The organism is Metallibacterium scheffleri, from assembly GCF_002077135.1.
Lineage (GTDB): Bacteria > Pseudomonadota > Gammaproteobacteria > Xanthomonadales > Rhodanobacteraceae > Metallibacterium > Metallibacterium scheffleri.
Genome location: NZ_LDOS01000002.1, coordinates 1,895,244 through 1,914,830, shown reverse-complemented (window position 1 = coordinate 1,914,830; position 19,587 = coordinate 1,895,244). Strand labels below are relative to the sequence as shown.

The 19,587-nt window shown below is 66.7% G+C and carries 16 protein-coding genes; 9 read left to right on the top strand and 7 right to left on the bottom strand.

All coding sequences use genetic code 11. The features are described 5' to 3' along the window. Nucleotides 1–2: 2 nt before the first annotated feature. Entirely contained in the window at nt 3–959 is a 957-nt protein-coding gene (gene rluD / locus Mschef_RS14095; protein WP_081129619.1) for a 23S rRNA pseudouridine(1911/1915/1917) synthase RluD, read from the top strand. A gap of 68 nt (nt 960–1,027) precedes the next feature. Then, nucleotides 1,028–1,813 (top strand): peptidoglycan editing factor PgeF, encoded by a 786-nt coding sequence (gene pgeF, locus Mschef_RS14090; protein ID WP_081130056.1) that lies wholly within the window; start codon nt 1,028–1,030, stop codon nt 1,811–1,813. A 52-nt stretch (nt 1,814–1,865) separates the two neighbouring features. Here pgeF and dxs read toward each other — a convergent pair whose 3' ends face one another. The 4 genes from dxs to Mschef_RS14070 form a co-directional block, all read right to left on the bottom strand. Then, nucleotides 1,866–3,755 (bottom strand): 1-deoxy-D-xylulose-5-phosphate synthase, encoded by a 1,890-nt coding sequence (dxs, locus tag Mschef_RS14085; RefSeq protein WP_081129616.1) that lies wholly within the window; start codon nt 3,753–3,755, stop codon nt 1,866–1,868. Between the two features lie 77 nt (nt 3,756–3,832). Beyond that, a complete protein-coding gene (locus tag Mschef_RS14080; protein WP_242426530.1) occupies nt 3,833–5,656 on the bottom strand; it encodes a chloride channel protein in 1,824 nt (607 codons plus the stop codon). Nucleotides 5,657–5,757: 101 nt separating this feature from the next. After that, on the bottom strand, nt 5,758–5,970 hold the full coding sequence (locus tag Mschef_RS14075) for a zf-HC2 domain-containing protein (protein WP_081129614.1): 213 nt from the start codon (nt 5,968–5,970) through the stop codon (nt 5,758–5,760). Then, complete coding sequence (locus Mschef_RS14070; RefSeq protein WP_197686788.1) at nt 5,967–6,563, bottom strand: sigma-70 family RNA polymerase sigma factor; 597 nt, start codon at nt 6,561–6,563, stop codon at nt 5,967–5,969. Before Mschef_RS14070 ends, Mschef_RS14075 begins: the two co-directional genes overlap by 4 nt. A 317-nt stretch (nt 6,564–6,880) precedes the next feature. On the opposite strand from Mschef_RS14070, the gene Mschef_RS14065 reads away from it, so the two are divergent. The 3 genes from Mschef_RS14065 (at nt 6,881) to Mschef_RS14055 (ending at nt 9,069) form a co-directional block, all read left to right on the top strand. After that, nucleotides 6,881–7,273, top strand: coding sequence for a BufA1 family periplasmic bufferin-type metallophore (locus Mschef_RS14065; protein ID WP_081129611.1), 393 nt, complete (start codon nt 6,881–6,883; stop codon nt 7,271–7,273). A gap of 66 nt (nt 7,274–7,339) precedes the next feature. Next, nucleotides 7,340–8,254 carry an MbnB/TglH/ChrH family RiPP precursor modification enzyme gene (locus tag Mschef_RS14060; protein WP_081129607.1) on the top strand — a complete coding sequence of 305 codons (915 nt, stop codon included), beginning with the start codon at nt 7,340–7,342 and terminating at the stop codon, nt 8,252–8,254. Next, complete coding sequence (locus tag Mschef_RS14055) at nt 8,251–9,069, top strand: HvfC/BufC N-terminal domain-containing protein (RefSeq protein ID WP_168708797.1); 819 nt, start codon at nt 8,251–8,253, stop codon at nt 9,067–9,069. The genes Mschef_RS14060 and Mschef_RS14055 overlap by 4 nt, the downstream gene beginning before the upstream one ends. A 94-nt stretch (nt 9,070–9,163) precedes the next feature. On the opposite strand, the gene Mschef_RS14050 is transcribed toward Mschef_RS14055, so the two are convergent. Then, nucleotides 9,164–9,805, bottom strand: a complete 642-nt coding sequence (locus tag Mschef_RS14050) for an HNH endonuclease (protein ID WP_081130053.1) — start codon at nt 9,803–9,805, stop codon at nt 9,164–9,166. Nucleotides 9,806–9,938: 133 nt separating this feature from the next. Further along, nucleotides 9,939–10,895, bottom strand: coding sequence for a hypothetical protein (locus tag Mschef_RS14045; RefSeq protein WP_081129600.1), 957 nt, complete (start codon nt 10,893–10,895; stop codon nt 9,939–9,941). Between the two features lie 192 nt (nt 10,896–11,087). Between Mschef_RS14045 and Mschef_RS14040 the strand changes: the two genes are divergently transcribed. Beyond that, nucleotides 11,088–11,870 (top strand): slipin family protein, encoded by a 783-nt coding sequence (locus tag Mschef_RS14040; protein WP_242426529.1) that lies wholly within the window; start codon nt 11,088–11,090, stop codon nt 11,868–11,870. 107 nt (nt 11,871–11,977) lie between these two features. Continuing rightward, entirely contained in the window at nt 11,978–12,226 is a 249-nt protein-coding gene (locus Mschef_RS14035) for a hypothetical protein (RefSeq protein WP_136256201.1), read from the top strand. Nucleotides 12,227–12,263: 37 nt separating this feature from the next. On the opposite strand, the gene Mschef_RS14030 is transcribed toward Mschef_RS14035, so the two are convergent. Then, on the bottom strand, nt 12,264–16,184 hold the full coding sequence (locus Mschef_RS14030) for a GH36-type glycosyl hydrolase domain-containing protein (RefSeq protein WP_081129589.1): 3,921 nt from the start codon (nt 16,182–16,184) through the stop codon (nt 12,264–12,266). A 409-nt stretch (nt 16,185–16,593) separates the two neighbouring features. On the opposite strand from Mschef_RS14030, the gene Mschef_RS14025 reads away from it, so the two are divergent. After that, entirely contained in the window at nt 16,594–17,916 is a 1,323-nt protein-coding gene (locus Mschef_RS14025; RefSeq protein ID WP_081129584.1) for a glucoamylase family protein, read from the top strand. Further along, nucleotides 17,820–19,457: a mercuric reductase gene (locus Mschef_RS14020; protein ID WP_242426528.1), complete on the top strand. Its 1,638-nt coding sequence runs from the start codon at nt 17,820–17,822 to the stop codon at nt 19,455–19,457. The genes Mschef_RS14025 and Mschef_RS14020 overlap by 97 nt, the downstream gene beginning before the upstream one ends. Nucleotides 19,458–19,587 lie beyond the last annotated feature (130 nt).

Sequence of the window (19,587 nt, the reverse complement as noted above, 5' to 3'; positions counted from 1 at the left end):
GCATGAGCGCGGTGCTGGTTGCGCACGTGCCCGCGGCGGCGGCGGGGCGGCGCCTCGACCAGACCCTGGCCGAGTTGTTTCCGGATTATTCACGCGCGCGTCTGAGCGGCTGGATACGTACTGGCCGTGTGCGTGTCGATGGCGGCGATTGCAGCCCCAGCCAGCGCTTGCATGGCGGCGAGCGCATCGCGCTCGAACCCGAGCTGGAGCAGGCCGTGCCGGCCGCGCCGGAGGCCATTGCTCTGGAGCTGCTGCATGTCGACGACGATCTGCTGGTGCTGAACAAGCCCGCCGGGCTGGTCGTGCATCCCGGTGCCGGGGTGTCCTCCGGCACGCTGCAGAACGCGCTGCTGCACTTCGACGCCAGCCTCGGCACGTTGCCGCGCGCCGGCATCGTGCACCGGCTGGACAAGGACACCTCGGGGCTGATGCTGGTGGCGCGCTCGCTGCGCGCACACACCGCGCTGACGCAGATGATCGCGGCGCGCGCGGTGCAGCGGCAGTACCTCGCGCTGGTGCGCGGCGAGGTGATCGCCGGCGGCACCGTGGATGCGCCGCTGGGCCGGCATCCGGTGGATCGCCTGCGCCAGGCCGTGCGCGACGATGGACGTCCGGCGCGCACCCATTACCGCGTGCGCGAGCGCCTGCGGGGCCACACCTTGCTGCACTGCACGCTGGAAAGCGGGCGCACCCACCAGATCCGCGTGCATATGGCGCATAGCGGTCATCCGCTGATCGGCGATCCGCTGTACGGCGGCGGCTTGCGCCTGCCACCAGCCGCGACGCCGCAACTCATCGCTGCCCTGCGCGCATTCCAGCGCCAGGCGCTGCATGCCGAGCGGCTGGCGTTCGTGCATCCCTTCAGCGCAGCGGCGCTGGAATTCAGCGCGCCGTTGCCGGCTGATTTCATTGCGCTGCTGGATGTGTTACGTCGCGAATCGGTCATCTCGCGAGTGTGAGCGGCATGACCGATCGACCCGAGGATAGCGAGCATCCGTGCATCGGTGGCAACGTGCGCATACAGGCCATGTGCGCCGACCTGCTCGCCAGCAGCAGCCTGATCCCGGACTGGCCGACGCCGCCCGGCGTGCGTGCGCTGACCACGTTGCGCGGGCCGCTGGGTGGATCGCAGGGCGCCTATGCACGGTTCAACATAGGCACGCGTGCCGGCGACGATCCGGCGATCGTGCATGGCAATCGCTGCGATCTGGCCGCGGGCGCTTGCTTGCGTTCCTGGCCGCATTGGCTGCATCAGGTCCATGGCACGCGCGTATGGCAAGCCGACGCGCTGCTGCCTTGGCCGCAGCGCTGGGACACGCCCCACGCCGAACCCGACGCCGATGCCGCTATCACGCGCACCCCGGGCGTAGTGCTGGCCATCCTCAGTGCCGATTGCCTGCCGGTGCTGATTGCCACGCGTGATGGCAGCGTGGTGGCTGCCGCGCACGCCGGCTGGCGCGGACTCGCCGAAGGCGTTCTCGAGGCCGCGATCGCCGCGCTGCGCGTCGTGCCAGCCGGGTTGCTCGCGTGGATCGGGCCTGGCATCGGCGCTGCGTCCTATGAGGTGGATGCGCGCGTGCGCGCCGCATTCGTCGATGCTGATGCCGACGCCGCACAGGCTTTTCATGCCACGCGCCCGGGCCACTGGCAGTGCGATCTGGCCGCACTGGCGCGACTGCGCCTGCGGCGCTGCGGTGTCGCGGATGTGTACGGCGGCGATTTCGATACGTTCAGCGATGCGCGCTTTTATTCCTACCGCCGCGACGGTGCGGACAGCGGACGCATGGCTACGCTGATCTGGCGCGAAGGGTGAGCCGGCAGCCGGGGGTTTTCTGCGCGGCTCATGGTTTTCATCTGCGTCCCGCTCAGCCCGTCTGCTGCGTGCGTGGACGCTGCAGCAGCGTGGCGTAGCGCCGGCGGATGGCGGCCTCGATGCCGGCGGCATCCAGTCCGGCCTCGGCCAGCAGTTGCTCGCGGCTGGCGTGTTCCTGGAAGTGATCCGGCAGGCCCAGTTGCAGCAGCGGCAGCGTCAGGCCCTGCGTGGCCAGCCATTCACCGACGCCGCTGCCGGCGCCGCCGGCGATCACGTTGTCCTCGATGCTGACGAAACCGGCATGGTCACGTGCCAACTCGGTCAACAGTGCGGTATCCAGCGGTTTGATGAAGCGCATGTTGACCAGGGTCAGGTCCAGCGCTTCGGCCACGCGTGCGGCCGCGGCCAGTGGCGCGCCGAACACCAGCAGTGCCAGCGTGTGGCCATGACGGCGCAGCTCGGCCTTGCCGACTGGTACCGTGGCCAGATCGCTGCCCGCGGCCACGCCCGTGCCGACGCCGCGCGGATAGCGCACCACGGCCGGGCCAGCGTGGTGGAATCCGGTGCTCAGCAGCAGCCGGCATTCGCGCTCGTCGCCGGGCGCCATGATCAGCAGACCCGGCACACAGCGCAGAAAGCTCAAGTCGAGATTGCCGGCGTGCGTGGGCCCATCCGGCCCAACCACGCCGGCGCGGTCCACGGCGAACAGCACCGGCAGCTTTTGCAGCGCCACGTCGTGCACCAGCTGGTCGTAGGCACGCTGCAGAAAGCTGGAATAGATCGCCACCACCGGCTTGGCGCCCGCGCAGGCCATGCCCGCGGCCAGCGTCACCGCGTGCTGCTCGGCGATGCCGACATCGAAGTAACGCTGCGGATAGTCCCTGGAGAAACGCACCAGTCCCGAGCCCTCGCGCATCGCCGGAGTGATGCCGAGCAGGCGCGCATCGGCGGCTGCCATGTCGCACAGCCAGTCGCTGAACACATCGGTGTAGGTGGCCTTGCCCGGCGGCTTGGGCTGCACCCCGCGCGCCGGATCGAACGGGCCGACCGCGTGGTATTCGATCTGCGCGCGTTCCGCAGGGGCGTAGCCCTTGCCTTTGGTGGTGATCACGTGCAGCAGCTGGGGTCCGCGCAGCTCCTTGACCGTGCGCAGCGAGTGCAGCAGTTGCGGCAGGTCGTGGCCGTCGATCGGGCCGGTGTAGTGGAAGCCCAGTTCCTCGAACAGCGTCGAAGGCACGAACATGCCCTTGGCGTGCTCCTCCCAGCGCTTGACGAAGCGCGCCATCAGGCTGCGCCTGGGCATGGCGCGCTTGGCGCGCTCGCGCAGCGCGTTGAGGCGCCGGCTGACCAGCAGCCGCGACAGCATCTTGGTCAGCGCGCCGACGTTCTCGCTGATCGACATGCCGTTGTCATTGAGTACCACCAGCAGGTCGGGCTCGATATCGCCGCCGTGATTGAGCGCCTCGTAGGCCATGCCCGCGGTCAGCGCACCGTCACCGATCACCGCCACCACGCGCCGCGCCTCGCCCTGATGCTGCGCGGCCAACGCCATGCCCAGGGCAGCCGAGATCGAGGTGGACGAGTGGCCCACCCCGAAGGCGTCGTAGGGACTCTCGGCGCGTTTGGGAAACGGCGCCAGTCCATCCTTCTGCTTGATGCTGGTGATGCGTTCGGCGCGGCCGGTGAGGATCTTGTGCGGATAGCCTTGGTGGCCCACGTCCCAGATCAGCCGGTCCTCCGGCGTGGCGTATAGGTAATGCAGCGCCACGGTCAGCTCGACCACGCCGAGGTTGGCGCCGAAATGGCCGCCTGAACTCGCCACCGAGGCGATCAGGAACTGGCGTAGTTCCTCGGCGACGGCTGGCAGTTCGGTTTCGGGGAACTGGCGCAGGTCGGCGGGCGACGCGATGCGCGCCAGACGCGGGTAGGTGGCAGCATCCATAGGGTGGCTATTGTTGTGCCACACGGCGACAGCGGCAAGTGAACGAGCCGGCACTGCATCCGCGGCGGGCTGGCATCTCAGCGCTGCCCGCGTAGATCGATATGGCGTGTCCGCTGCTGCGCGGCGCGAATCTGTCGGGCGTGCGCGGCCAGCACATCGCCGCGCGTGAGCATGCCGAGCACGCGCCGCGGGTCGTCTGCAGCCACCACCACCAGGCGCCCGACATCGGCTACAGCCATGTGGTCGGCGGCCTCGCGCAGGCTGTGATCCTCGCCGACCAGCAGCGGTACGCGGCAGATCAGGGTGTCCAGCGTGGCCCGGTCAGGCACGCGCGCCTCCAGCAGATCGCGGCGCGTGAGCACGCCCAGCAGGCGCGCTTCGGCATCCAGCACGGGATAGCCCTCATGCGCCGCCGCCGCGTCACCCGTTTGCAGCCAGGCACGCACTTCGGCCACGGTCTGCGTGCCGCGCAGGCTGACGACATCGTGGCTGCACACGCTGCCGACGTTGATCTGCTCCAGGACGTCGGCGCGATAGTCGGAAGGCACGCGCAGGCCGCGCCGGGCGAGTTTCTCGGTCATGATCGTGGTGCGCATCAGCAAACCGGAGACCAGGAATGCACTGACGCAGCCGGCCAGCAGCGGCAGCAGCACGTGCGGTTGCTGCGTGGTCTCGAAGGCGAACACCACCGAGGTCAGCAGCGCACGCGAGGAGCCGGCGAACAGTGCGGCCATGCCCACCACCGCGGCCACTCGCGGGTCCAGGTGCAGCCATGGCAACCCGTGCGCGGCGGCCAGCCCGAGCAGCCCGCCCAGCGCGCCGCCGATGGTGAACAGCGGCGCCAGCGTGCCGCCCGAGGTGCCGCTGCCCAGGGCGATCGACCACGAGACGAACTTGAGTACGCACAGGCTCGCCAGGGTGGCCACACCCAGCGAGCCGGCGACGATCGCCGCGATGTTGCCGTAGCCCACGCCCATGGTCAGCGGCGCGTACCAACCAATCACGCCGACAGCGACGCCGCCCAGCGCCGGCCACCACATCCAGTGCAGCGGCAGTTTCTCGAACAGGTCCTCGACCACATACGTGGCGCGGGTCACGCCGATGCTCACCAGCCCCACGATCACGCCCAGCATGGCGCAGGCCGTCAGTGCCGACAGACCCTGCACGGCAATGCCGGGCATGGGAAACATCGCCGCGCTGCCTTCGAGCACGAAGCGCAGGCCGGTGGCGCTGATGCAGGCCAGCACCACCGGGATCAGCGAACGCGCGCGGCGCTCGAACAGCAGCAGCTCGATGGCCATGAACACCGCGGCGAACGGCGCCGCGAACACCGCCGCCATGCCGCCCGCCGCGCCCGCCGCCAGCAGCGTCTTGCGCTCGTCAGCGCTGACGTGCAGCAGTTGTCCGACGAGCGACCCCAGCGCACCGCCGGTGGCGATGATCGGGCCTTCCGCGCCGAACGGTCCGCCGGTGCCGATGGCGATGGCTGAGGACACCGGCTTCAACCAGGTCACCCGTGGCGCGATGCGGCTGTCGTTGATCAGGATCTGCTCCATCGCCTCGGGGATGCCGTGTCCGCGGATCGCGTGCGATCCGTAACGCGCCATCACGCCCACGATCAGCCCGCCGATGACCGGCACGACGATTACCCAAAGCCCGAGGTGATTGCCCGCCGGACTAACGAAACTCGTGTCCACGCGCCCGTAGAAGGCGAGATTGGTGATCAGCCCGATCAGCATGGTCAGCGCGCGTGCGACCACGGCCGCGGCCAGCCCCAGCACGATCGCCAGCGCGCTGATCCACAGCACGCGTGGCGCAAGCGGCGCACTGGGGCGCGGCATTTGCACCGCCAACGAATCGCGTGCGGGCGGGGACGGCGCGGCGCTGGGGTCGCTGCTCATGCGCGCAGGTTCTCGTCAAGAAAGCGCGCGAGGCTACGCGGATGTGGCCCGCGTAGCTGGCTGGAAAATGAACAGGGTTGCGACACTGCACCAGCGTCGCCTCAACGCGGCGGTTCGTGATCGTCGTGATCCTGATGCTCGCGCCAGGCGCGCAGCGCACCGCGCAGGGTCAGTGTCTGTTTCTCGAAGCGCTGGCAGGCGCGGCAGGTAAGGATGTGCACACGCACGGCCAGGCGTTCGCCGAAGGACAGCGAGCGGTCCTCGCGGGCCAGCAGCAAGCCACTGATGTCGCGACAGCTGTTGGGAATTTTCATCGCGGCGGCGCTCCAAACCAGTTGGATTGCAGGCACTCGCGCAGCCGCAGGCGCGCGCGATGCAGCTGGACCCACAGATTGGTCGGTGCGATGCCCAGTTCCTGACAGATCACGCGGCTGTCGATTTCCAGCCACTCGCGCATCAGAAACACGCGGCCTTGCCGGTTGGGCAGGTGCTCCAGGCAAGCCTCGAGCACAGCGAAGAACTGATCGCGCTGCAGCTCGCTGCAGGGATCGGCCCAGTGCTCCGGCATGTCGCGGAAGTGGCCGTCGCTCCGGTACAGCAGCGCGTCCAGATCCTCCTCCTCGCCGGCGTCGTTGGCGCCCGCTGCGACCGGCTCGCGCATGTGCTGGCGCAACTGGTCGAGCACCTTGTGCTTGAGGATGCCGACGATCCAGGTCTTCAGTTGCGAGGCGCCGTTGAAACGCTGCGCGCCCTGCAGCACGGCGAGCACGGTTTCCGACACGGCGTCCTCGGCCCACGCCGGGTTGCGCAACTGCAGTTGCGCCAGACGCAGCAGGGTCGGGCGCAGCGCATCGATGCGGCGCGCCAGTTCCTGCATGTCGATGTGGGTCTGCGGCGCGGTATTCATCATGTGGCTGCGGCGATGGTGCGCGGCGTGTGCATGGGCAGTGTAAGGAATCCAGTGCGTGCAACGACCAAGATCCAGCGATGAACTGTTTTACCACGCGCGCTGCTTGAGCTACTGCCACATGTGAGGATGTTGCATTGCGACGTGCATATGCACGCGCATTGCACTAATAGCGACATGGCTGGGCGGCACCCATGTGCTTGCAAACCTCTCCACAGCGACTGCTTTTGCAATTGGATCGGGTGCCGGGCCAGCAGCGGCCACATGACCGCTTCAACTCATCAGGCTTTCATCATTTTTGATCGAGGGCATTTATCATGAATAAGTATCAGATCCTCAGTGTCGCCGCGGCATCCCTGATCGCCGCAGGCGCCATGGCTGCGGCACCCGCGGCACACGCCGCCAGCATGACTAAGTGTTTCGGTGTCGCCACCGCCGGCCACAACGACTGCGCCGGCATGTCCGGCCTGCATTCCTGCAAGGGTCAGGCCACGGCCTATTACATCCCGGGCGATTTCCGCGTGGTGCCCGCTGGCACCTGCGAAAAAATGGGCGGGATGGACAGGGCGCAGGCCAGGGCGGTCATGACCAACGACTCCAAGGTCATTGCCTTCGAAGCCAATATCCAGGAAAAGGCCAGAGGCTGGCATCGGTCGCTCTTGACAGCGCGCTCCAATCCAGACGTGGCGGCCAGCAAGACCATGGAGTGAGTGAGCAGTGTTGTCACGCTGCGGGGCCGGAGTGTTCCGGCTCCGTGGCCATGCGAGAAAGTCCGCATGCCGAGCGAATCCACATCGGTTGTGCGCGCCGGCATCGGCCTGCGCCAGCCGCATTACGTCGAGTTCCGCGCGCGCCGGCCCGCGTCCGGTTTCGTCGAGGTGCACTCCGAGAACTTCTTCAACCCGCACGATGCCGCGGCGCAGGTGCTGGCCGCGGTACGCGCCGACTATGCCGTGAGTCTGCACGGCGTCTGCCTGGCGCTGGGTTCGGCCTGCGGGCTGGATGACGAGCATCTGCAGCGCCTCGCCGCGCTGGTCGCGCGCATCGAACCGGTGCGCGTGTCCGATCACGCCTGCTTCGCCCGCGCGCCCTGGGCCGGGCGCGGCAGCGTGCACGCCAATGACTTGCTGCCGATCGCCTTCACGCAGGGCGCGCTGACAGTATTCGTCGCCAACGTGCAACGCGTGCAGGAGCGTTTGCGCCGCCCGATCTTGGTGGAAAACCTGAGCACCTATCTGGATTTCGCCGAGCATGACTTCAGCGAGCCGGAATTTTTCGCCGAACTGTCCAGGCGCAGCGGTTGCGGCCTGCTGCTGGACGTCAACAATCTGATGGTCAACGCGCTCAACGCCGGCGTCGATGATGCGCTGGCCGCCGTGTGCGCGTGGCTGGACGAGTTGGCGCGGTGCGCGCCGCCGGATCTGGTCGGCGAGATCCACCTCGCCGGGCACAGCCGCCAGCACGAGCTGATCATCGACGATCACTCCTGCGTGGTCTCGGCACCGGTGTGGCGCGCCTATGTGCATGCGTTGCGCCGCTTCGGTCCGCAGCCTACGTTGATCGAATGGGATACCAGCCTGCCGTCACTCGAAGTGCTGCTCGGCGAGGCCGCAAAAGCGCAGCACCTGCTCGATGTCGAAGCCGGCGCACGACATGCGCGCGGGCGGGTCGCCGTGGAGCATGCGGCATGAACCGCGTGGCTGCCGCCACGGCCCGCGAGGCGACGCGTCAGCAGGCATTGCTGCAAGCGCTGTTCGCCGCGCAGCCGACGCTCGTGCCGGCGCCCGAGCTGGGCGTGTGTCAGCGCGCCCAGCGCTGGGCGGCGGGCATGGCGGCGTATCGCGGCAATGGGCTGGAACACGCCGTCGCCGCGCTGCGCGCGCAGTTCCCCACGCTGCTGGCGATGCTGGGCGAGGCGCCGTTCGCGGTGCTGTGCGCGCGCTACTGGTACGCCTATCCGCCGCGTCAAGGCGATCTGGCGCGCATCGGCGCCGAGCTTGCCGATTGCATCGCCGCGCTGGACGACCTGCGCGCGTGGCCGTGGCTGGCCGACAGCGCGCGGCTGGACTGGGCGCGTTGGGCGGTCGTGTTCGATGCGCCCGCGCAACTGGCAGCGGCGGATTTGCAGCGTCTGGCCGAGTGCGATCCGGCACGTCTGCAATTGCGACTGGCCCCGGGTACGCGCCTGCTGCATACACATTGGCCGGTGTTGGCATTGTGGCGCGCGCACCAGTTGCCGGATATCGATGCCCATGTCTTGCATGCAGCTTTGCAGACGCCCGCCGCGCCGCTATGGGTCTGGCGCGAAGACATGCAGGCGCAGTGCCGCGAACTATCCACCGCAGAAGCGGACTGGCTGCAGGCATTGCGCGCCGGCGGGCGTCTGGATCAGGCGCTGGAGGCCGCCGCCGAAGACTTCGATGTGGGCGCGTGGCTGCAAGCCGCCGTGCAACACGGCTGGATCGATGGCATCGAAATACGAGCCGAGGCCAGCACGTCCGCTTGAGCGGGATGCGCACCCCAAGAGCTGTGCACGATCCTGTGCTTTCCGCCAGTCAGGGTGAACTCCTGCGGCGATGTTCCGGCGTCCGCACCTACGCTCAACTCTTGCGTCGTTTCTTCGGCAGGTGTCCCACCAGAAACTCCATCTGGTCGGCGAGGATGTTGCGGTTGGACAGGATCAGATGCTCGACCCAGCTCGGCCGGTAGGGCACGGCCAGCAGTGGCATCGATGCCTGCTGCGGCGTGCGACTGCCTTTGCGCAGATTGCAGGCCACGCAGGCGGTGACGACGTTTTCCCAGGCGTCGCGCCCGCCGCGCGAGGTGGGGATGACGTGATCGCGGGTCAGTTCACCGCGCTGGCCATGGCTGCCACAGTACAGACAGATGTAGCGGTCGCGCGCGAACAGCGCGGCGTTGGTCAGCGCCGGCGATGGATCGAGCGCGTGGCTGCGGCAGTGGCCGGTGCTGGCGACGATGGGGTGCAGCTCGATGATGCTCTGCCGCCCCGAGACGCGGTTGATGCCGCCATGCACGCTGAGGCAGGGCGTGCCCAGTGTCCACGCCACGGCGTCGCGTACGTACAGGCATACCGCATCCTGCCAGCTGATCCAGTCGAGGATGCGGCCACCTGCATCCAGCGCCAGTACGCGCGTGCTTGCCGACGGGCTGGGAAAACCGCCCGCAACATTCCCCGGAACATCGCCCGGGACATCGGCGCGCAGGTCGATGACCTCGTGCATGCCTTCCTCCGTCGCTTGGACCACAGGGGGCGACGCGCAGGCGCACGTCGCATCTGCGGCAGGATAAGCCAAGCACGTGACAAACGGGTAATGCGTGTACGGGAAGGCTCTGGCCGGCGCGAGGCCGTGCGCCTCAGCGCGAGCCAGCCAGACGGCGCTCGGCACGCGCGGCGATCAGCAGCAGAAACACGATGGCATAGATGCTGGCCGTGCCCAGCACGTCGCCCTTGTTGCCGGTGAAGCCGGCGCCGTAGGGTCCACCCATGCCCTCGGCGGTGCTCCATAGTGCCAGGCTGTACAGCACGCCCAGTGGCATCGCCAGGTCGATCAGCACGCCCGTGATCAATGAGAGTGCCAGGGCGCTTTCGGCCAGCGCCGCGAAGATCGCGAAGCGCTCCACGCCGACCTGCTCGATGATGTGCAACACGAAGCCGATATAGGCCGCGACCCAGTGCGGTTGCCCGGCCATCGAGCCAGCGAGGTAGCTGCCGGCGCCATGCAGGAACGCCGGCTGCCACTTCCAGTACGTGTCGAAGGCCCACAGCAGCCCGAACAGCACACGCGCCACGATGAACTTCCATTCTGCCGGCACGGCCACCGGCCCGTGGCGAAACGCGCTCAGCGGCCGCCAGCCATGACAGAGCAGGATCAGCGCGAAGGCCAGCGCATAGACGATGGCCGTACCCGGATCGGTGGCGCCCGAGGTATAGGGTCCGCCCAGCCCGCCGACCGTGCTCCACAACCACAGGTTGTAGAACACCCCCACCCATGCGAGACGATGCAACTGCCAGCCGCTGAGCAGGGAAAACGCCAGCAGCGCCTCCAACGCCACCATCACGCCGACCACGATGCCGACGCCGAGATTGGTCACCAACGCGGCCATGGCGTGGCCGTACGCCATCAGCCACGCGGGCTGCCCCGGCGCCCAATCGGCCGCGATCATGGCCACGAAGTGCTCGCGATAAGCCGGGTCGAGATGCAGCACGAGATTGACCAGGCACACCGCGCCGAACAGCAGGCGCGCCAGCCCCAGCGCCCATTCGATACGGGTGCGGTTATCCAGCAGATATGGCAGATGGAGGGTGCGCATCAGTGTTCAGACCCGTAAGCGGCGCCAGCGTTCAATTACCGATTGGTAAGAACCGCGTCAGCGTCTCGCGCGCGGTCCAACGCGTGCTGCTCATTGAGCGCAGAATGGGTCACGAGGAGCCGCCCGGACGCCATTGACGCACGCGTTTGCCGACTCCCGGACATGCCACTCGCAAGCTGACGGAGAACCCCGATGCCCAGTCCACTCATGCTTCCCGAGATTTATCTGGTGCTGTTGTTGCTTGCGTTGTTCTTGCTCATGTCGCTGAAAATCGTCTTCGAGTATCAGCGCGCCGTGGTTTTCAGGCTCGGACGATTCCAGAAGGTCAAGGGACCTGGGTTGATCATCGTGGTGCCCATCCTGCAGCAGATGAAGCGCCTGGACTTGCGCACCATCGTGCATGAGGTGACGCCGCAGGACGTGATCTCGCGTGACAACGTCTCGGTCAAGGTCGACGCGGTACTGTACTTCCGCATCGTCGATCCGGAGAAAGCCTTCATCCAGGTCGCGGACTTCTTCGGTGCCACCAGCAAGCTCGCGCAAACCACCCTGCGCGCGGTGCTGGGCAAGCACGACCTCGATGAAATGCTCTCCGAGCGGCCCAAGATCAACGCCGACATCCAGACGATCCTCGATGCACAGACCGAGGTCTGGGGGATCAAGGTCAGCGTCGTCGAGATCCGCAACATCGAACTCACCGATGACATGGTCCAGGCCATCGCCAAGCAGGCTATCGCCGAGCGCGATCGCCGTTCCAAAGTCATCCATGCGGAAGCAGAATTCCAGGCGTCGCAGACCCTGGTCAATGCCGCCACCATCCTCGCCTCCGCGCCCGGCGGCATGCAATTGCGTTACCTGCAGACCCTGTCTGAAATCGCCACGGAAAACAATTCCACGGTGATCTTCCCGATGCCGATCGACCTGATCAAACCGATTCTGCAGATCATGGAGAAGGTGGCGAACAAGGACCAGTAGAACCCGCGGAGGTAGGCGAGCTGCATGCGTGAGACACAACTGCGGCATGCATGCGCCGCGGTGCTTTTTCTTTTCGCCTTGAACGGCATTGCTTCTCGGATGAACTGATGAAGCCTTGGGACGCCGACCATCCGCTGGCGCCAGTGGTGTTCTGCATCGGCGACATGGGTGCGGGCAAGGCGTTCTACATCCGCGCCGACATCTGGTTCGGCGGCACCAACCAGGTGCTCGAACGGGGTCGTGTGCCCTATCAACTGAAGATGCGCTGTCGGGATCTGTTTTTCATCAACCATGGCCGCGTGCCCGATGCCGGCCTGCAGCTGGCGCAGTTTTCCGTCGAGAGTCTGTCCTTCTGAGGTTGGTAAACGGCTGCCGCAAGCGCCGGCGCGCGAACTATCCGAGCACGACGCGGACGTGGTGCGTGCGCGCATCGTCGCGCAACGGAATCCACGCGGCGGCGTCCGCGCTTGCGGCTTGCTCGACACCGTCGAGATCCACACGAACGATGCCGCGCTGTACGCCGGCTGGATTCTCCACGGCGATGTCGTAGCGGGTCAGGATGCCTTGCTTGTCGCGGTGCTGATAGACGATGTCGTAGCGTGGCCAGGCTTTGGGAATGCAGGGGCTGAGTCGCAGATGGCCGCCCTGCCGCTGGAAGCCGAGGATGGCCTCCAGTCCGGCGCGATACAGCCAGCCCGCCGAGCCGGTGTACCAGGTCCAGCCACCACGTCCGATATACGGCGCCAGCGCATAGACGTCGGCGCAGGCCACATAAGGCTCGACCTGGTAGCACGTCATCGCTTCGGCTGTGTTGCTGTGGTTGATGGGATTGAGTATGGAAAACAGCTCGCCGGCACGATCCCCCTGCCCGAGCAGAGCGCAGGCAAAAATCGACCACGTCGCACCATGCGTGTACTGGCCACCGTTTTCACGGATGCCGGGCGGATAGGCCTTGATGTAGCCGGGGTCCATGAGTGTGCAATCGAACGGCGGCGCGAACAGCAGCGCGATCCTGTCAGCGTGGCGAACGAGGTGCTTTTCCACCGCCGCCATGGCCTGCGTGGCATGGCCGGGATCGGCCGCGCCGGAGATCAGGCTCCATGATTGCGCGATGACGTCGATTTTGCATTCCTCGCTCAGATGCGAGCCAAGCGGCGTGCCGTCGTCGTAATAGCCGCGCCGATACCATTCGCCATCCCAGCCCGCCGCGCTTTCGAGGACGCCGCGCAACGCCGCTGCATGCGCGCGCCAGCAGGCGGCGCGCGCCGGTTCGCCGCGCGCATCGGCCCATGGCGCGCAGGCCTTGATCGTGGCCAGCAGCAACCAGGCCAGCCAGACGCTCTCGCCGCGGCCCTGTGCGCCGACGTTGTTCATGCCGTCGTTCCAGTCGCCGGTACCGATCAAGGGCAGCCCGTGCGCACCGCGGGTCAGGCTGCAATCGATCGCGCGCGCAGCGTGCTCGTAGAGACTGCCGTGCTCGCCGGCGATCGTCGGCTGGTAGAAGGCGTCGGCGGCGCCTGCCTTGAGCGCTGCGCCATCGAGAAAGGGCAGGTTCTCGTCCAGCACGGCGGCATCGGCGGTCACGGCGACATAATGGGCAGCAGCATAGGCCAGCCACAGGCGGTCGTCGCTGATGCGCGTGCGCACGCCCTGCCCGGATGGCGGCAGCCACCAGTGCTGCACATCACCCTGGATGAATTGACGCGCCGCTGCCCGCAGCAGGTGTTCGCGCGCGACATCGGGACGCGTGACGCACAGCGCCATCACATCCTGCAATTGATCGCGGAAGCCGTAGGCGCCGCTGGCCTGGTAATACGCCGTGCGCGCCCACAGCCGGCAGCCGAGTGTCTGGTAGGGCAGCCAGTCGTTGAGAAGAATGTCCAGCGCGCGATCCGGCGTGCGCACCTGCACGGTGTCGAGCACCTTGTCCCATTGCGCGCGCACTTCGTGCAGCACGGCGTCGAGATCGGCCGTACGGTACTTCCCGATCAGCGCCTGTGCCTGCCCGCTGGACGCGGCATCGCCGAGCATGAACACGATTTCGATCTGCTCGCCGGGAGCCAGTTCGACGGCAGTTTGCAACGCACCGCATGGGTCAAGGCCGGCGCCAACGCGCCCCGACAACGGGATGTCGCCGGTCAGCGCCGCCGGACGATCGATGGTGCCATGGCGGCCAAGAAACTCCAGCCGATCGCCGCAGCATGTGCGCTGCCGGCCGCCAAGATCGATGAAAGCCACGCGCTCGCCGAATTTGGCGCGCCATGCATTGCGCGCGAACAGCGCGCCGGTCACCACGTCGCACGAAGTGCTCATGAATGGCGCCGGCAGCGTGCCATTCGCACCCAGCGCCCATTCGACATAGCCGGTGATCGACAAGTGCCGCGTGCGCGTGGAACGGTTGCGCAGGCGGAGCCGCGACAGCTTGACCGAATCAGCCAGCGGCACGAACTGCAGCAAGTCCACTTCGATGCCGTGCGCGTCGTGGGCGAAGCGGCTCCAGCCCTTGCCGTGTTCGATGGCGTAAGTTGCCGTCGCCACGCGTATCGGCAGCGCCGTGGCGCTCCACAGTTCGTCGCTGTCCTCGTCGTGCAGATACAGGACTTCATGCGGCGTGTCGCTGACCGGATCATTGGGCCACGGCGTCAGCGGGTTCTGCTGGCTGTTGAGTGACCATGCGTAACCGCCGCCTTCAGCCGAAACCAGGAACCCGAAGTCGGCGTTGGCGATCACGTTGACCCAAGGCATCGGCGTGCAGCGATCGCCGTCGAGGGTGATGGCATAGACGCGACCGCGGTCGACGAAGCCCCCCATGCCGTTGTCGAACTCGCGCAGCGCCTGCGGCCGTGGTGACGCGGACGCTGCCGCCGCGGCCCACGGCGCCGCGGGTGACCGGACGGCGGCCATCGGGACCGAACCGGCGCGATCGTCATCGCGGATTCCGGCGGCGCGATCGGGCAACGCTCGCGCAGCATCCAACACGATGCGCGCGACCGTGAGCAGGCCGGCGCGCAACACATCGGACAGGCTGCTGTCACTGAGTGCGAATGCTGCGGCGGGAGCCGCATCGCGATCACCCTGCAAGCCGTTGTTCTGCGCCTGGACCCGTTGTTCGAGCAGCACCTGCAGTCCGTTGTCGCTGCTGGCGGTATTGAGCAACACGACATCGACCCCCAGCCGTTTGGATTGCCAGTAGCGCTGGGCCAGCAGCAACTCGTGCACACGCGCCAGCCCGGACTCGGCGGCAAGGCGCAGCAGCACGACGGGACGGTCGCCGGAGATGCCGCAGCTCCAGAGCACGGGGGCTCCACCCGAGCCGCGTTCCAGCCATTCGGGTGGTGCCCGCAGGCTCGGGTCGGCATACAGCAGCGCACCGGCCAGCGCGCCGAAACGTTCGGCCTGTGCGCCATCGATGCCCAGACGTGTTTGCTCTGCGCGCGCGTGGGCCACGGACTCCGCCAGCACCTGCGCGCCGGTTGCGTCCGCGCGCATGGGCTGCAGCAGGGCGAGCACGGCGGCACGCGAACCGCCCAGCGCGGTCCAGAACGCCACGCGCACGCTGGCGCCGGGCGCGACCTGCGCCCGGCGGCGCAGACTGAAGACTGGATCAAGCACGCAGCCGCTGCTGTTCGACAGGGTCGCTCCCGGGCGCATCGCCTGCGCACAGCGCAACGTGCGGCCACGGCCGAGAAAGCGCATGCGATCGGTCTCGAATTCGCAGGCGCCAGCATCACCCGTCTTGACCGCCGCCAGATGCGCGGCCCACACCTCGGGTTCGTCGGGTGTGCGCCGTCGCCGTGTCGCCAGCAGGGTCTTGTCCGCTTCCGCCCATTCGGTCTGCACGAACATCTTGGAGAAAGCCGGATGCGCCGCATCGGCCGCGGCGGGGCCGAGCACCAGCTCCGCATACGAAGTCAGCGTGATGTCGCGCGGATATGCGCCGTGGTTGGTCAGCGTGACGCGGCGCAATTCGACATCGCGATCAATCACAAGCGCCACATCGAGCACGGTGGCCAGTGTGCCGTGGCGTCGCGCGATGCTGACGCAACCGTCGGACAAGGTGGCCGTACAGGCGTCCGTTTCGTCGGTGCAGGGTTGCCGTCCGGCCGACCAGACGTCGCCGCTTTCCTCATCGCGCAACAATAGATAACTGCCCCAGCCATCGCCGACGGGATCCTCGCGCCAGCGCGTGACGGCGATGCCGTGCCAGCTGCTGAAGCCGGAACCGGCATCGTCCACCATCACCGCCAGGCGGCCGTTCGACAGCAATTGCACACGCGGCGTGGCGCGGGTGGGCGAAGGTGGGCGAGTCGACATGGGATTGGGGCTTCCTGCGTGCGGTCCGCGCCGGTCATCTGTGCGGTGCCGAGATCTGAGCTTACGACTGCGCCGGCGACTGCGCCGGTGCTAAGTCGCGTTAATCCGAACCCTGTTCAGGGAGACGGAGTAGCATGAATGAGTTGCCGCGCGCCCTGCAGATGTCTCCATGATCTGCATCACGCGTACCTGTTGTGGCATTGACACTCTGGGTTGCAGCTTCAACATGTCCCGCCGCAACTGGACCTCACCGTGCATGATGTCGCGGCGCCAAGCCGTGCAACGTGCATGCGATGACGGATACGCTGTCGATCGGCTGTGCAGCGCTTCAGCGCGCAACGCATCGCGGTCGTCTTGCCTTGCACGAGCGAGGCCCATCGACTCGTCATGCCTACCCGGAACCGATTCAATGACTCAGATACATCCGCTCACGGACGAGGCGCTGCTTGACCAGTTGCAGCGCGCTGCATTCGGTTACTTTCCGCAGACCGTGAATCCGCGCAACGGGCTGGTGGCCGATACCTCGCGCGACAACTCGCCGGTGAGCATCGCGGTGGTCGGCTTCGCGCTGACGTCGTACCCGGTGGCGGTGGAGCGCGGCTGGATGGAGCGTGCCGATGCAGTCCAACGCACGCTCGCGGCACTGCGTTTCTTTCGTGACAGTGATCAGAGCGGCCGCCCCGGAGCAACCGGCTACAAGGGCTTCTACTATCATTTTCTCGACATCCATACCGGCGCGCGCGTCTGGCAATCGGAGCTGTCGATGATCGATACCGCCCTGCTGATCGCCGGAGCGTTGACCGCATCGATGCATTTCACCGGGGATAGTGCCGACGAGATCGAACTGCGCGAGCTGGTCGATTTCCTGTATCGGCGCATCGACTGGCGCTGGGCACAGGCTGACGGCGACACGATCCGGCAGGGCTGGAAACCCGAATGCGGATTTCTGCACTACGGCTGGGAGGGTTACAGCGAGGCGATCCTGCTGTATGTGCTGGCCATGGGATCGCCCACGCACCCGATCGTGGGCGATTGCTACCAGGCCTGGACTGCAACCTACCAGTGGGAAAATCTGTACGACCACGACTATCTCTACGCCGGGCCGCTGTTCGTGCATCATTTCTCGCACGCCTGGATCGATTTTCGCGGCATCCGCGACAGCTTCATGCGCGAGAAGCGCTCGGATTACTTCGAAAACAGCCTGCGCGCGACCCTCATCCAGCGCGAATACACGCAGCGCAACCCGCATGAGTTCGCCGGGTACGATGCAAACGGCTGGGGCCTGACGGCCTGCGATGGCCCCGGCGGCGCGCCGGCGGGATTGTCCGACCATGCCGCGCGCAGGATGTTCGGCTATGCCGCGCGTGGCGTGCCATACGGGCCTGACGATGGCACCCTGTCCGCCCCTTCCGTGCTGGCGTCATTGCCGTTCGCGCCGCAGCTCGCGCTGGCGGCCGTGCGCAATCTGATGCAGCGCTATCCGGAAATGCTCGATGACGGACGCCTCGCCAGCAGTTTCAATCCGTCATTGCGGGATGCCGATGGCAAGGTCTGGGTCTCCGCCGGCCATTTCGGGCTCGACCAAGGCATCGTGATGCTGATGATCGAGAACCATCGCAGCGGGCGCATCTGGCAATGGATGCGCGACTGCGCGCCGATCCGTCTTGGCTTGCAGCGCGCAGGTTTTCGCGGCGGATGGTTGCAGCAGGACGGTTCCGGGGGCGGCGGCTGATGGCGGCGCATGCAGTTCCGCCGGCGGTCCCGCTGGATGTCTATGAGCACTCGCGTCTGGCTCATGTGCATCCTGAGTCGTGGTGCAATCCGATCCCGGCGGACTGTTACCAGCTGGTGATTGTCGGCGCCGGCCCGGCCGGGGTGGCCGCGGCGGAAGCCGCCGCCGCGCTGGGCGCCCGCGTGGCGTTGATTGAACGTCATCTGCTGGGCGGCACCTGTCTGAATACCGGGTGCCTGCCATCCAATACGCTGATTCGCACCTCGCGTCTGTACGCCGAAATGCGCGATGCCCGCCATTATGGTGCGTGCGGCCCGCGATCTGTCCAGGTCGACTTCGCCGCCGCGATGGAGCGCATGCGGCGTATTCGCAGTCATCTCAGCGGCGAGGATTCGGTACGGCGCCTGACGGCGATGGGCGTCGATGTGTTCTTCGGCCCTGCGCGCTTCAGCGGCACCGACACGTTGACGGTCAGCGAGGACACGCTGCGCTTTCGCAAAGCGATTATCGCGACCGGCGCACGACCGCATGTGCCATCGATCCCGGGCCTCAACGAGGCGGGCTGCCTGACCAACGCCAATGTCTTCAACCTGACCGAACTGCCGCGCCGCCTGCTGGTGATCGGCGGCGGTCCGATCGGTTGCGAACTGGCCCAGGCGTTCTGTCGATTGGGGTCCCGCACCACCATCGTCCAGGATTTGCCGCTGTTTCTCGCCAAGGAAGAGCGCGATGCCGCACAGATTCTTTCCGACGCATTCGCGCGCGACGGCATCGAGGTGCGGCTGAATACCACGGCTGTCGCGGTGCGCATGGAGAATGGGCAGAAATGCGTCGACCTGGTCAGCGACGATTATCACAACACCGTCGCCGTCGACACGATCCTGACCGGTGTAGGCCGCCTGCCGAACGTCGAAGGATTGAATCTGGAGGCGGCCGGCGTTGACTATGCGGCAGGCAGTGGCATCCGCATCGACGATTTCCTGCGCACCAGCAACCCGCGCATCTATGCCGCAGGCGATGTTTGCCTGGAGCACAAATATACGGACAGTGCCGCCGCTTCAGCGCGCATCGCGGTGCAGAACGCATTGTTGCGCGGCCGCAGGCGGCTGAGCGAGATGGTGATTCCATGGTGCACCTTCACCGATCCGGAGATCGCCCATGTCGGCCTGTACGTGCGCGAAGCCAATCGGCAGGGCATTCCGGTGAAGACCTTCACCATCCCGATGCACGAGATCGATCGCGGCGTGACCGATGGCGAGGATGCCGGCTTCGTGAAGATTCATGTCAGGGAGCGCACCGACCAGATTCTTGGCGCCACCATCGTGGCTCGACATGCCGGCGACATGATCAACGAGATCACCCTGGCGATGGTGGCGGGCATCGGCCTGCGCACGCTCGCCCGGGTGATCCACGCCTATCCCACGCAGGCCGAAGCAATCCGTCAAGCCGCCGATGCCTATAACCGCACGCGGCTGACTCCGAGGATCCATGCGCGGATCAGACGCTGGCTGTCTTCGACTGGCTCCCACATGTCGGGTTGAAGAGTGACTGTCCGGGGCACGCATTCATTCGGTCATTCTTTGAGCTGCCGGCGGATGGATTCCGGTTCACGGCGGCGTTTTCCGATGATCATGGGATACGCCATGCCGAGTTCATTGAACGCCCGTGGAC